The sequence below is a fragment of the Mycobacterium sp. 852013-51886_SCH5428379 genome (assembly GCF_001665575.1).
Lineage (GTDB): Bacteria > Actinomycetota > Actinomycetes > Mycobacteriales > Mycobacteriaceae > Mycobacterium.
This window is the reverse complement of the sequence record NZ_LZSU01000023.1, coordinates 14337-27227: the sequence shown is the minus strand read 5'-3', so window position 1 is coordinate 27227 and position 12891 is coordinate 14337. Positions and strand designations below refer to the sequence as shown.

The following is a 12891-nucleotide window of genomic DNA, read 5'->3' as shown; positions in this document are numbered from 1 at the left end:
CATTACAGGGGGATGTTGCCGTGCTTCTTCGGCGGCGTCTGGGTGATCTTGCGCTCGAGCAACCGGAGCGCGGTCGCGATGTAGCCGCGGGTGTGCGACGGCGGGATCACCGCGTCCACATAGCCGCGCTCGGCGGCGATGTACGGGTTCACCAGCGTGTCCTCGTACTCCTGCTGCAGCTGCAGGCGCAGGGCGTCCACGTCCTTGCCCTCCTGCGCCGCCTCCTTGAGCTGCTGGCGGTAGACGAAGCCGACGGCGCCCGAGGCGCCCATGACCGCGATCTGGGCCGACGGCCACGCCACGTTCACGTCGCAGCCCATGTCCTTGGACCCCATGACGCAGTACGCGCCGCCGTACGCCTTGCGGGTGATGACCGTGATCTTCGCGACCGTGGCCTCGCCGTAGGCGTACAGCAGCTTGGCGCCGCGGCGGATGATGCCGTTGTACTCCTGCTCGGTGCCCGGCAGGAAGCCCGGAACGTCGACGAGCATGACGATCGGGATGTTGAAGCAGTCGCAGGTGCGCACGAAGCGCGCGGCCTTCTCCGAGGCGTTGATGTCGAGGCAGCCCGCGAACTGGGTCGGCTGGTTGGCCACGATGCCGACGGGCCTGCCGTCGATGCGGCCGAAGCCGACCAGGATGTTGGCCGCGTAACCCTGCTGGACCTCGAGGAATTCGTCGTCGTCGAGGATCCGGGTGATGACCTCATGCATGTCGTACGGCTGATTCGGCGAGTCCGGGATCAGCGTGTCCAGCTCGAGGTCCTCTTCGGTGAGGGTTTCCTCGATGGGACCGACCGGCGACGTCGACGGATACCGCGGCGGATCGGCGTAGTTGTTCGGCGGCAGATAGGACAGCAGATCGCGGACGTAGTCGAAGGCGTCCTGTTCGCCGGAGGCGACGTAGTGCGCCAGACCCGACTTGGCCATGTGGGTGTGCCCGCCGCCGAGCTCTTCCATGGTCACCTCTTCACCGGTGACCGTCTTGATGACGTCGGGGCCGGTGATGAACATCTGGCTGGTCTTGTCGACCATGATCACGAAGTCGGTGAGCGCGGGGGAGTAGACGTGCCCGCCCGCGGCCGCGCCCATGATGAGCGAGATCTGCGGGATGACGCCCGAGGCCTTGATGTTGTTGTGGAAGATCCGGCTGTACAGGCCGAGGGAGACCACGCCCTCCTGGATGCGGGCGCCGGCGCCGTCGTTGATGCCGATGAGCGGCCGGCCCGTCTTGATGGCCAGCTCCTGCACCTTGACGATCTTCTCGCCGTACACCTCGCCCAGGCTGCCGCCGAACACGGTGGCGTCCTGACTGAAGATGCAGACCTCGCGGCCGTCGATGGTGCCGTAACCGGTCACCACGCCGTCACCCGGCGGCCGGTTGGCCTGCAGCCCGAAGTTGGTGCTGCGGTGGCGGGCCAGGGCGTCGAGTTCGACGAACGAATCCTCGTCGAGCAGGGCCAGGATGCGCTCCCGAGCGGTGAGCTTGCCCTTGGCATGCACCTTCTCGACCGCGGCTTCGCCGACCGGATGCTTGGCCTCCTCGGTCCGCTTACGCAGATCGGCCAGTTTGCCTGCAGTGGTGTGGATGTCCACCTCGGCGGCTTCTGATGGCTCCTTGACGCTCGTCATGGTCGTCGATGCTATCGACAACCCGCCGGGGCCATATGCACTGCCCGGTCTGTTGACGTGTCACCGGTGTCGAGAACCGCTCAAGATCACCACTTCGGCCGGTCTGCTCAGTAGAGTGCTGCCGTGGGATATCCGGAGAACGTGCTGGCCAGGGGCGAACAGGTGGTGTTGCACCGCCACCCCCACTGGGGTCGGTTGACGGGTCCGATTCTGGTGCTGCTGCTGGCGAGCGCGGCCGCCGCGTTCGTCGCGGGCTACGTCAACACGCTCGCCTGGGAGACCGGCGCGAAGAACGTCGTCTTCCTCGTCGTCGTCGTGATTTGGCTGGTGCTCGTGGGCTGGCTGGCGGTGTGGCCGTTCCTCAACTGGTGGACCACCCATTTCGTGCTCACCGACCGGCGGGTGATGTACCGGCACGGGCTGGTCACGCGCGCAGGTATCGACATTCCGCTGGCACGGATCAACAGCGTGGAGTTCCGGCACGGACTCGTGGACCGAATCCTGCGCACCGGCACTCTGATCATTGAATCGGCGGCACAGGATCCGCTGGAGTTCGACGACATTCCGCAGGTGGAACGCGTGCACTCACTGCTGTATCACGAAGTCTTCGACACCCTGGGGTCGGAGGAATCGCCCAGCTGAGCCGGTTCGGCGCGTCGTTCGGGCCGGTGCAGGGGAGTGACGGTGCCGGAGCCGCGGTCTTGGTCCTGATCGTGGGCGTGCAGTTCGACGTGATCCTCCATCGCCTCGGCGAAACCGCCGCTGGTCAGCGTCGATTCGAGCGCCTTGTCCGGGTTGCGGGCGAACTCGTCGGGGAAGACCCAGCGCCGGAACGCCCAGAACCGGAACGCCATCTGCAGCAGGTTGCCGATGATGTACGCCGAGATGAAGTCCGCGATGTTCTCCACGGTCAGTGACACCTCGGGTACGCGCAGACCGAGGACGTAACTGGAGAAGTACAGCGGGGCCATGCTCAGCAGCACGCCGACTCCGCTGACCCCGAAGAACAGCAACGCCTCATGGTGGCGTTCCCGGCCGCCGCGGTCGCGGAAGCTCCACTCGCGGTTGAGGATGTAGGACGCGATGACCGCGACGATGCCGGCGATGATCTTCGCCGTCACCGGCTTGGGCTCGAGAATCGTCAGCTTCAGGGTGAAGAAAATGGCCGAGTCGATGATGAACGTGGTCGCCCCGACGATGGCGAACTTGATCAATTCATGGTGCTGCTCGGCGTACGGCCGGATGAACCGGGGCAGCCGTTTGATCGTCGCATCGGCAAAGGACACAAAGAAGAAGTCTACGGAACCGCGGGGGTCGATGTCCCATCGCGGCGTACGCGCTGGTCAAGAGGGCGCGCGAGTCATGACACCATAGGCGTCGTGACGAGTCGTCCCACCACACCACCCGTCGTCGCCATGATCGGCGGCGGCCAGTTGGCCCGCATGACCCATCAGGCCGCCGTCGCGCTCGGCCAGACCCTGCGCGTGCTGGCCACCAATGCCGATGAACCCGCCGCCCGGGTCACCCCGGACGTCGTGATCGGTTCGCACACCGACCTCGAGGCGCTGCGCCGCGCTGCCGAAGGAGCCACGGCGCTGACGTTCGATCACGAGCACGTGCCGGGTGAGCTGCTCGAGGCGTTGGTGGCCGAGGGCGTCAACGTCGCGCCACCGCCGGAGGCGCTGCTGCACGCCCAGGACAAGTTGACGATGCGCAGGCGGCTCGAGGCGATGGGCGCCCCGGTCCCGCGGTACACCGCGATCGACTCGGTCGACGACGTGGTGGCGTTCTCCGACGCCGTCGGCGGTCCCGTGGTCATCAAGACCGTGCGCGGCGGATACGACGGGCGTGGCGTGGTCATGGTGCCGGACCGGGACCAGGCCCGCGACGTGGTCGCGGGCTATCTGGCCGACGGCGTGGCCGTGATGGCCGAGGAACGGGTGGCGATGCACCGCGAACTCGCCGCGCTGGTGGCCCGCTCGCCGTTCGGGCAGGGCGCGGCGTGGCCGGTGGTGGAGACGGTCCAGCAGGACGGCATCTGTGTGACGGTGGTGGCGCCCGCGCAGGATCTGCCCGATCGGATCGGCGCCGCCGCCCAGGAACTCGCGCTACGGCTGGCCGATGAGCTCGGGGTGGTGGGCCTGCTGGCCGTCGAGCTCTTCGAGACCGCCGACGGCGGGTTGCTCGTCAACGAGCTGGCCATGCGCCCGCACAACTCCGGGCACTGGACCATGGACGGGTCGGTGACCGGTCAGTTCGAACAGCATCTGCGTGCTGTGCTGGACTATCCGCTCGGCGACACCGCGCTGCTGGCTCCGGTGACGGTCATGGCCAACGTGCTGGGCGCACCGCACACCCCGCAGATGTCGACCGACGAACGGCTGCACCACCTATTCGGGCGGATCCCCGACGCCAAGGTGCATCTGTACGGCAAGTCCGAACGGCCCGGTCGCAAGATCGGCCACGTCAACGTCACCGGTGACGACGTGGCAACGGTGCGGGAGCGCGCCGAGCGGGCGGCACACTGGTTGTCCCACGCGGAGTGGACCGACGGATGGGAAGGGCACTGAACTTCATGGCTGGAACACCCAGAGTCGGCCTGATCATGGGCAGCGACAGCGACTGGTCGGTGATGAGTGACGCCGCCGAGGCGCTCGCTGAATTCGAGGTGCCGTTCGAGGTCGGTGTGGTGTCGGCCCACCGCACCCCGGCCCGCATGCTCGACTACGCCCAGACCGCCGCGGACCGGGGTATCGAGGTGATCGTCGCCGGGGCGGGCGGTGCGGCACATCTGCCCGGCATGGTGGCGTCGGCGACACCGTTGCCGGTGATCGGGGTGCCGGTCCCGCTGGCACGTCTCGACGGCCTGGACTCGCTGCTGTCCATCGTGCAGATGCCGGCCGGCGTTCCGGTCGCGACCGTGTCGATCGGCGGCGCCCGCAACGCCGGACTGCTCGCCGTGCGAATCCTGGGCGCGGCCGATCGGGCGTTGCGCGAGAAGATGAGCCGGTTCCAGGCCGATCTGGAACAGATGGTGCTGGACAAGGACGCCGCGTTGCGGGACCGACTGCTCGGCGCTGCGGACGGCGAGTAAAGTTACCGGCGAGTAGCTAGGAGGGCATCATGGCTGGTTGGGCCGGAGATCCATCGTTCGACGTCTTCAAATTGCCGGAGGAGCACGAGGAGCTCCGCGGCGCGATCCGGGCGCTGGCCGAAAAGGAGATCGCCCCGCACGCCGCGGACGTCGACGAGCAGTCGCGCTTTCCGGAGGAAGCCCTGCAGGCGCTGAACGCGTCGGGCTTCAACGCCGTGCACATCCCCGAGGAGTTCGGCGGTCAGGGCGCCGATTCGGTGGCGGCGTGCATCGTGATCGAAGAGGTCGCCCGCGTCGACGCATCGGCGTCGCTGATCCCCGCGGTCAACAAACTCGGCACCATGGGCCTGATCCTGCGCGGGTCCGACGACCTGAAGGAGAAGGTGCTGCCCGACCTCGTCGACGGGAAGCTGGCGTCCTACGCCCTGTCCGAGCGGGAGGCCGGCAGCGACGCGGCGTCCATGCGCACCCGCGCCAAGGCCGACGGCGACGGCTGGATCCTCAACGGAACCAAGGCCTGGATCACCAACGGCGGCAAGTCGAGTTGGTACACCGTGATGGCCGTGACCGATCCCGACAAGGGCGCCAACGGCATCTCGGCGTTCATGGTCCACATCGACGACGAGGGTTTCACCGTCGGACCCAAGGAGCGCAAGCTCGGCATCAAGGGTTCGCCGACGACGGAGCTCTACTTCGAGAACTGCCGCATCCCCGGCGACCGGATGATCGGTGATCCCGGCACCGGCTTCAAGACCGCACTGGCGACGCTGGACCACACCCGCCCGACGATCGGCGCGCAGGCCGTCGGCATCGCCCAGGGTGCGGTCGACGCGGCGCTGGCATACACCAAGGAGCGCAAGCAGTTCGGCAAGACGATCAGCGATTTCCAGGGTGTGCAGTTCATGCTCGCCGACATGGCGATGAAGGTCGAGGCCGCCCGCCTGATGGTGTACTCGGCCGCCGCCCGCGCCGAGCGGGGTGAGTCGAATCTCGGCTTCATCTCCGCGGCATCCAAGTGTTTCGCCTCCGACGTCGCGATGGAGGTGACCACCGATGCGGTCCAGCTGTTCGGCGGCGCCGGCTACACCATCGACTTCCCGGTCGAGCGGATGATGCGCGACGCCAAGATCACCCAGATCTACGAGGGCACCAACCAGATCCAGCGTGTCGTCATGTCGCGCGCCCTGCTCCGTTGATGGATTCCGCAGCACTGCGAGCCGACATCGACGTGGCTGCGCTGCGTGATCGCACCGGCACCGGTCCGTGGCGCCGGGTCGACGTGGTCGGCGAAACCGGTTCCACCAACGCCGATCTCGTCGACCGTGCCCGCCGCGGCGAGGCCGTCGACGGAGCTGTCCTGGTCGCGGACTACCAGAACCAGGGCCGCGGCCGGCACGGCCGGACCTGGTCGGCACCCGCGGGATCGCAGCTGTCGGTGTCGGTTGGTGTCGACGTCTCCGCGGTCCCGGTCGAGGGCTGGGGCTGGCTGCCGCTGCTGTGCGGGGTCGCGGTGACCGACGTGCTGCACGGTCTCACCGGTATCGACGCGAAACTGAAGTGGCCCAACGATGTTCTGGTCGGCGGTCGCAAACTCGCCGGCATTCTGGCCGAGGTCGCCACCCCGGCGACCGCGGTGGTCGTCGGCATCGGGCTCAACGTGACGCTGACCGACGACGAGTTGCCCGTCCCGACCGCGACGTCGCTGCTGCTACTGGATTCCCCGGTGCTGGATCGGACGGTGCTGCTGACGAGTCTGCTGCAGGCGCTGGCCACCCGGATCGGCGGCTGGCAGGCCGCCCACGGTGTGGATGCCACCCTGGTCGAGGATTACCGCCGGTGTAGCGCCACGCTGGGGCAGCGGGTCCGGGTCGATCTGCCCGGCGGGGATGAGATGGTCGGGCGGGCAATCGATCTCGACGAGTCCGGCCGGTTGATCATCGACGTCGGCGACCGCTGTGTGCCGCTCGCCGCCGGTGACGTCACCCACCTCCGGCCCGCGGATTCCTGACCGGTTCTAACCGCGCGTGACCTTCTCCGTCACGCGCCGTCGCTCCAGGGCGGCAGCGTCGGGATGGGCCACCTGCACCAGCGAACCGCCGACGGTGAACACCGCCAGCAGATGCTCCACGATGTCGTCGGCGGAGGTCCAGTCGGCGGTGTCCAGCACGCGGTCGCCGGAGGTGAGTCCGGCGGTCTCGGCGGCCCGGCGCGCCGCGTCGAGCACCTCGTCGACCGAGCGGCCGTTCAGCGCGGGCCCCGGCGCCCGCTCGGGCACGATCTGATCGCCGTGCACGCGGATCGAGGTGGCGTAGTCGGTCACCCCGAACGGCACGTCAGGGGCGGGTTTCCCGAACGGATCCAGGGACAGCACCGCGACCTCGCCGCCCTCTGCGGCGGCATCGGCCGCGTCCAGCGCGTCGGTCGTGCAGAATGCGACATGTGCTGTGCCGTCGGTGATCTCGTCTCCGATCACCACTTCGGCGCCGATCCACCAGATGCCGAACAGCACCGCGGCGGTCTGCCAGTGCGCCGGCAGCAGGACGGCCACCCGGCTGCCCGGCCCGGCGCCCATCTCGTCGCGCAACAGGTTGGCGGTCTTGGCCGCCCAGTTGGCGAGGGTGACGGCCGAGAGCTCGATGCGCTCGCCGGTGGCGTCGTCGTAGTAGGTGATGCGCGGACCCACGGGGTCCGCATCGAGCAGCGGACCGAGCAGCGCGCCGGTGACGGTCAGTTCACACACTCCGGGTCGTCGGAGCCGGCCGTGATGATCTGCGGCGGCGGTGGGGCGGCGGCCTGGTCGACGACGTCGGCGCTCGGCGCGTCCGCGGTCAGCATGGTGGGATCGGTGCCGTCCAGGCCCGATCCCGGTCCGGTGTACTCCGCGGACAGCACGACGCGCACGGTGTCCGCGGCCACCGCGGGGTCCTCGACGACTGGCAGACCGCCGAGGTCCTTGGCGACGGCCTGGGCGCCGAGATCGTCCTTGTTCGCCGCAAGCACCTGGCTCTCGGTGACGGGGCCGTCCTCGTGGTTGCCGGTCGGGCCGGGGTTGAAGCCCTTGTTGACCAGCACGGCCGACACCGCGGCCGCGAGCCCGTTGATATCGCTGCCGTTGACCACCTCGACGGTCGTCATGTCCGGGGTGTAGGCCAGTTCCTCGGTCTTACCCTCGTCCTGTTCGTTGAGCAGGCTGGTGACCCACTCCTGCACCGCGGCCGGATCGACCCGGACCACGCTCTGCATACCGTCGTCGCTCCACCCGTCCTCGCGAAGCACCGGGATGGTCGAGAACGCGATGTTGCCGCCGGCCAGCTTCTGCAGCTGGTCGACGAAGCCCATGATGTCCCAGCCGTCGGAGAGCACCACCGAACGCTGCACGGCCGCCTCGAGGCGGCTGAGCGTCGCCGGACTCGACAGCGTCTTGCTGGAGACCACCTCGTGGGCCAGCGAGGCCATCACCGCCTGCTGGCGGGTGACGCGGTCGAGGTCGCCACGCGGCAGGTTGTGGCGCTGACGCACGAAGCTCAACGCCTGCGGACCGTTGAGCTTCTGCCACCCCGCCGGGAAATCCGCTCCTGAAAGCGGCTCGTAGACAGGCTCTTTGAGGCAGACGTCGACGCCGCCGAGGGCGTCGGTGATCAGCGCGAACCCGAGCAGGCCGATCTCGGCGTAGTGGTCGACGGTGACGCCGGTCAGCTTGGCAACGGTCTTGATGAGCGCTTCTCGGCCGTCCTCCTTGGCCTCTTTTTCGGCGACGGTGGGGTCGACGCCCTGCTCTTCGACCAGTTCCTTCATCTTCTCCAGGTGCACGGACCCGTAGACGCCGTTGATCTTCATCTTCCCGAGGCCCGGCGCCTCGACATAGGAGTCGCGCGGAATCGAGATCGCCGTCGCCGACTTCCCGTTGTTCGGGATGCGGATCAGGATGATCGTGTCGGTGTTGGTGGAGACGTCGTTGCCGGCGCGCAGCGTGGCCAACTCGTCCTGCGACAGCGGGTTGCCGTGCGCGTCGGTGCGGCTGTCGGAGCCGACGAGAAGGATGTCGATCGCGCCGTCCTCGCCGCCCTCACCGAGGGCCGGGGAGCTGATGTGGTTGATGCCGGACTCGAACGAGCGGATGCGGCTCCACGCCACCCCTGTTCCCAGCACCACGGCGAGCGCCATCGTCACAGCGATGGCACGGAGGGCTCGAGCGGGCATCAGCCCAGGTTACTTGCGAGTCGCTCGGACGCCGGGTAGCGATCCCCGGCGTGGCAGGCCGGATCTCCGGCTCGCTGTACCCTCTACGCCGTGAGTGACGAACTGGTCGTAGTGACGGTCACCTACTCACCGGGTGGGCACCTCGACCGCTTCCTCGCCTCGCTGGCCCACGCCACCGACCGTCCGGTCACCGTCGTGATGGCCGACAACGGCTCGACCGACGGCGCGCCCGAAGAGGCGTTGGAGCGTTATCCCAACACCCGGCTGGTGCGCACCGGCGGAAACCTCGGGTACGGCAGCGCGGTCAACCGCGCCGTCGCCTCGGTCGAACGGAATCTGGAGGGTGTCGCCGTCGATCCCGAGTTCATCGTGGTCGCGAACCCGGATGTGCAGTGGGGGCCGAATTCCATCGACGCGCTGCTCGAGGCCGCAGGCCGCTGGCCGCAGGCCGGTGCGCTGGGCCCCCTGGTCCGCGATCCGGACGGCGCGGTGTATCCGTCGGCGCGGCATCTGCCCAGCCTGGTACGCGGCGGGATGCACGCGGTGGTGGGGCCGTTCTGGAAGACGAATCCGTGGACCACGGCCTACCGGCAGGACCGGGAGGATCCCAGCGAACGGCCCGTCGGCTGGTTGTCGGGCAGCTGTCTGCTGCTGCGCCGGGCGGCGTTCGACCAGATCGGCGGATTCGACGAGCGCTACTTCATGTACATGGAGGACGTCGACCTCGGTGACCGTCTCGGTGCGGCGGGCTGGCTGAACGTCTACGTGCCGTCGGCGGAGATCCTGCACCTGAAAGGCCACTCGACCGGGCGGGACCCGGCCCGCAACCTCGCCGCCCATCACGTCAGTACCTATACCTATCTATCCGACCGCTATCCGCGCCGGTGGCAGGCACCTCTGCGGGGGGCGATCAAAGTCGCGCTCTCCGCGCGTGCAAAGGCGGTGATCTGGAAAGCTGGCCGGAAATCGGAGCGAGGGGGATGAGCATGGTCAATCCGGCGGAGGTCGACGCGGTCGTCCTGGTGGGCGGTCAGGGCACCCGGCTGCGACCGCTCACCCTGTCTGCGCCCAAGCCGATGCTGCCGACCGCGGGGCTGGCTTTTCTGACCCATCTGCTCTCGCGCATCGCCGCGGCGGGCGTCAAACACGTGATCCTCGGCACCTCCTACAAGGCGGATGTCTTCGAGGCGGCATTCGGTGACGGCTCGAAGCTCGGCTTGGAGATCGAGTACGTCTTCGAACCCGAACCGATGGGCACCGGCGGCGGTATCGCCAACGTCTCCGAGAAGCTGCGCCACGACACGGTGATGGTCTTCAACGGCGACGTGCTCTCGGGCTGCGATCTCGGTGCGCTGCTGGAAACCCACGCGAGCAAGGACGCCGACGTCACGCTGCATCTGGTCCGGGTCGGGGATCCGCGCGCCTTCGGCTGCGTGCCGACCGACAGCGACGGTGTGGTCACCGCGTTCCTGGAGAAGACCCAGGATCCGCCGACCGATCAGATCAACGCCGGTTGCTACGTCTTCAAGAGGTCGGTCATCGACCGCATCCCGCGCGACCGCCCGGTGTCGGTGGAGCGGGAGGTGTTCCCCGGTCTGCTGTCGGACGGGCTGCGGGTGTGCGGCTACGTCGACGCCACGTACTGGCGCGATATGGGCACCCCCGAGGACTTCGTCCGCGGATCGGCCGATCTGGTGCGCGGGATCGCCCCGTCGCCGGCACTTCCCGGCCACCGCGGTGAATCCCTGGTCCACGACGGTGCGGGGGTGGCACCCGGTGCGCTGCTCATCGGCGGCACGGTGGTCGGCCGGGGCGCCGAGATCGGCGCGGGCGCGCGCCTCGACGGTGCGGTCATCTTCGACGGGGCGACCGTCGCCGCCGGCGCCGTCATCGAGCGGTCCATCATCGGCTTCGGTGCCCGCATCGGTCCACGGGCGCTGATCCGGGATGCGGTGATCGGCGACGGCGCCGACATCGGCGCCCGCTGCGAGCTGTTGCGCGGCGCCCGCGTGTGGCCGGGCGTGGTGATTCCGGACGGCGGAATCCGCTACTCCACCGACATCTGACGACGTCGCGCCGCGGGAGTCCGATTGCGGCGGAGCGCCGCGGCCACCAGTTGGCGCAGGCCGAAATCGGTGTCCGCCGGCAGCGCATCCAGCGGCCACCAGCGCAGGTCGGTGGATTCGTCGGAGCGGGCGATCCGCGCGTCCGGCGGAGCATGGACGACGAACTGGATGTCGAGGTGGCGCGTCGGCACCCCGAGGGAGCACGTGATCGGGTGCACGTGCAGCGCGGCGGGCACGGGGTCGACCCACAGGCCCGCGATGCCCGACTCCTCGGTGGCCTCACGGAGCGCGGCGGCGACGACGTCGGCGTCGCCGGTCTCGCAGTGCCCGCCGAGCTGCAGCCACCGCCCCACCCGCGGATGCAGCGTCAGCACCGCCCGCCGGCCGGTGTGGTCGAGCACCAGTGCGGATGCGGTGATGTGGCCCGGCACGCAGCTGCGCAGGCAGCCGTCGGGTCGCGCGGCGAGGAACGACAGCACGGCGTGCCGCAGCGCATCCTGCGCCGGATCGGGCGCCGCCCAGTCACCCAGCAGGGCCACGGCCGACGCGTGCAGGCTCACCGCCGGACCAGCAGCCCGTCGGTGGGACCGGGTTCGCGTGGCGTCACCGGGTCCGGCGGATAGCCGACCGCCACGGCGCCCAGCGGTTCCCAGTCGGCGGGCAGATCCAGTTCGTCGCGCACGACATCGGCGGCGAAGATCGTCGACCCGATCCAACAACTTCCGACCCCCCGTACCGCCAACGCCACCAGCAGCGCCTGCACGGCCGCACCGCCGGCGACCGTGAACATCGTGCGCTCGGCCGCCGTGCGGGCGGCGTCGGGATAGTCGTGCGCGCCGTCGGCGACCAGGAACGGGATCACGAGTTCCGGTGCGTCGTAGAGGATTTGGCCGCGCTCGACGCGACGCTCGACGGCATCGGCGGGGCGGCCGTCGCCGGTGAGGTCGGCGCGCCAGCGGTCCTTCATCCGGTCCAGCGTGCGTTGGCGGACGGCCCGGTCCTGCACCCAGACGAAGCGCACCGGACGGGTGTGATGCGGTGCCGGGGCGGTCAGCGCCTCGGCGACCGCACCCTCGATCAGATCGGCGGGTACGGGTTCGGGGGCGAACGTGCGGATCGACCGCCGGAGCAGTTGAGCTTCGCGCCTGCCCCGGGCGATCGACTCCTCGGTGCCGAGCCAGAACAGGTCGTCCTCGCCGGAGCGCAGAAGGTCGCGTGCGGTGGAACCGTTGTCCGGCAACGGGAGTCCGCGCACCACGGCCACCGGAATGCCGGTGAGCTTGCCCTTGACCAGATCGGCGGCCGCGGCGATCTCGTCGGCGACCGCCACCTCGGTCACCACGAGTTCGTTGCCGTGCCTGTCCTGTGCGCCGGCGTAGCCGTACAGCACCGAGAGGCCGGCCGAGCCGATCGCGGCGTCGATCTGACCGTTACGCCAGGCGCGGCCCATGGTGTCGGTGATGACGACACCCACGGTGACGCCCAGCCGCTCGGCCAGTCCCGAGCGCACCCGCGCCGCACTTCCGTCGGGATCGACCGGAAGCAGCGCGAGTTCGGTCGTGTCGACGTTGGATCCATCGACACCGGCGGCGGCCTGGATCAGTCCGATGGCGTTCTCGGTGATGAGGGTGCGCCCCTTGCGGGCCAGCACCCGGACCGCCTCGGCATCGATGAGTTTGCGCCGCAACGCGTCCCGCTCATCGGGATCTGTCGGCGCGGTGACGATGCGGCCCTCGCATTTGGACACCACCTTGCTGGTGACCACCACGATGTCGCCGTCGCGCAGCCAGGGCGCGGCCGCGGCGAGCGCGGCGGCGAGGTCGTCGCCGGGACGGAACTCCGGCAGACCTGGGACGGGCAGCAGTTCGATCGTCCCGGCCGCACCGTGTTCGATGTGGCT

13 protein-coding genes are annotated in these 12891 nt (G+C 69.1%); 7 read left to right on the top strand and 6 right to left on the bottom strand.

What is annotated here, in order from left to right; all coding sequences use genetic code 11:
• Nucleotides 1–2: 2 nt before the first annotated feature.
• A complete protein-coding gene (locus A5757_RS11500; protein WP_066833392.1) occupies nucleotides 3–1631 on the bottom strand; it encodes an acyl-CoA carboxylase subunit beta in 1629 nt (542 codons plus the stop codon).
• Between the two features lie 123 nt (nucleotides 1632–1754).
• On the opposite strand from A5757_RS11500, the gene A5757_RS11495 reads away from it, so the two are divergent.
• The gene (locus tag A5757_RS11495; protein ID WP_066833390.1) at nucleotides 1755–2273 is read left to right on the top strand and encodes a PH domain-containing protein; all 519 of its coding nucleotides are present in this window, start codon (nucleotides 1755–1757) and stop codon (nucleotides 2271–2273) included.
• Here the strand turns inward: A5757_RS11495 and A5757_RS11490 are convergent.
• Nucleotides 2228–2917, bottom strand: coding sequence for a GtrA family protein (locus tag A5757_RS11490; RefSeq protein ID WP_066833389.1), 690 nt, complete (start codon nucleotides 2915–2917; stop codon nucleotides 2228–2230). The genes A5757_RS11495 and A5757_RS11490 overlap by 46 nt on opposite strands.
• Before the next feature lie 93 nt (nucleotides 2918–3010).
• Between A5757_RS11490 and A5757_RS11485 the strand changes: the two genes are divergently transcribed.
• Genes A5757_RS11485 through A5757_RS11470 form a run of 4 tightly spaced genes read left to right on the top strand, consistent with a single transcriptional unit; the run spans nucleotide 3011 to nucleotide 6733 of the window.
• Entirely contained in the window at nucleotides 3011–4201 is a 1191-nt protein-coding gene (locus tag A5757_RS11485) for a 5-(carboxyamino)imidazole ribonucleotide synthase (RefSeq protein WP_255360362.1), read from the top strand.
• Between the two features lie 5 nt (nucleotides 4202–4206).
• Complete coding sequence (gene purE, locus A5757_RS11480; RefSeq protein ID WP_066833540.1) at nucleotides 4207–4725, top strand: 5-(carboxyamino)imidazole ribonucleotide mutase; 519 nt, start codon at nucleotides 4207–4209, stop codon at nucleotides 4723–4725.
• Nucleotides 4726–4754: 29 nt separating this feature from the next.
• On the top strand, nucleotides 4755–5921 hold the full coding sequence (locus tag A5757_RS11475; protein ID WP_066833383.1) for an acyl-CoA dehydrogenase: 1167 nt from the start codon (nucleotides 4755–4757) through the stop codon (nucleotides 5919–5921).
• Nucleotides 5921–6733: a biotin--[acetyl-CoA-carboxylase] ligase gene (locus A5757_RS11470; protein WP_066833381.1), complete on the top strand. Its 813-nt coding sequence runs from the start codon at nucleotides 5921–5923 to the stop codon at nucleotides 6731–6733. Before A5757_RS11475 ends, A5757_RS11470 begins: the two co-directional genes overlap by 1 nt.
• Before the next feature lie 6 nt (nucleotides 6734–6739).
• Here A5757_RS11470 and A5757_RS11465 read toward each other — a convergent pair whose 3' ends face one another.
• Both A5757_RS11465 and A5757_RS11460 read right to left on the bottom strand, forming a co-directional pair.
• Entirely contained in the window at nucleotides 6740–7465 is a 726-nt protein-coding gene (locus A5757_RS11465; protein ID WP_066833378.1) for a TIGR03089 family protein, read from the bottom strand.
• Complete coding sequence (locus tag A5757_RS11460) at nucleotides 7453–8925, bottom strand: LCP family protein (protein WP_066833375.1); 1473 nt, start codon at nucleotides 8923–8925, stop codon at nucleotides 7453–7455. The genes A5757_RS11465 and A5757_RS11460 overlap by 13 nt, the downstream gene beginning before the upstream one ends.
• A 90-nt stretch (nucleotides 8926–9015) precedes the next feature.
• Between A5757_RS11460 and A5757_RS11455 the strand changes: the two genes are divergently transcribed.
• Entirely contained in the window at nucleotides 9016–9909 is an 894-nt protein-coding gene (locus A5757_RS11455; protein ID WP_066833371.1) for a glycosyltransferase family 2 protein, read from the top strand.
• 2 nt (nucleotides 9910–9911) lie between these two features.
• Nucleotides 9912–10991, top strand: coding sequence for a sugar phosphate nucleotidyltransferase (locus tag A5757_RS11450; protein ID WP_066833369.1), 1080 nt, complete (start codon nucleotides 9912–9914; stop codon nucleotides 10989–10991).
• On the opposite strand, the gene A5757_RS11445 is transcribed toward A5757_RS11450, so the two are convergent.
• Together A5757_RS11445 and A5757_RS11440 are read right to left on the bottom strand one after the other, a co-directional pair.
• Complete coding sequence (locus tag A5757_RS11445; RefSeq protein ID WP_066833366.1) at nucleotides 10973–11551, bottom strand: NUDIX hydrolase; 579 nt, start codon at nucleotides 11549–11551, stop codon at nucleotides 10973–10975. The genes A5757_RS11450 and A5757_RS11445 overlap by 19 nt on opposite strands.
• Nucleotides 11548–12885, bottom strand: coding sequence for a coenzyme F420-0:L-glutamate ligase (locus A5757_RS11440; protein ID WP_197497320.1), 1338 nt, complete (start codon nucleotides 12883–12885; stop codon nucleotides 11548–11550). Before A5757_RS11440 ends, A5757_RS11445 begins: the two co-directional genes overlap by 4 nt.
• Nucleotides 12886–12891 lie beyond the last annotated feature (6 nt).

Coding starts and splice junctions, on each gene's coding strand:
- A5757_RS11500 (WP_066833392.1), bottom strand. CDS start 1,631: ATGACGAGCGTCAAGGAGCCATCAGAAGCCGCCGAGGTGGACATCCAC.
- purE (WP_066833540.1), top strand. CDS start 4,207: ATGGCTGGAACACCCAGAGTCGGCCTGATCATGGGCAGCGACAGCGAC.
- A5757_RS11475 (WP_066833383.1), top strand. CDS start 4,755: ATGGCTGGTTGGGCCGGAGATCCATCGTTCGACGTCTTCAAATTGCCG.
- A5757_RS11470 (WP_066833381.1), top strand. CDS start 5,921: ATGGATTCCGCAGCACTGCGAGCCGACATCGACGTGGCTGCGCTGCGT.
- A5757_RS11460 (WP_066833375.1), bottom strand. CDS start 8,925: ATGCCCGCTCGAGCCCTCCGTGCCATCGCTGTGACGATGGCGCTCGCC.
- A5757_RS11450 (WP_066833369.1), top strand. CDS start 9,912: ATGGTCAATCCGGCGGAGGTCGACGCGGTCGTCCTGGTGGGCGGTCAG.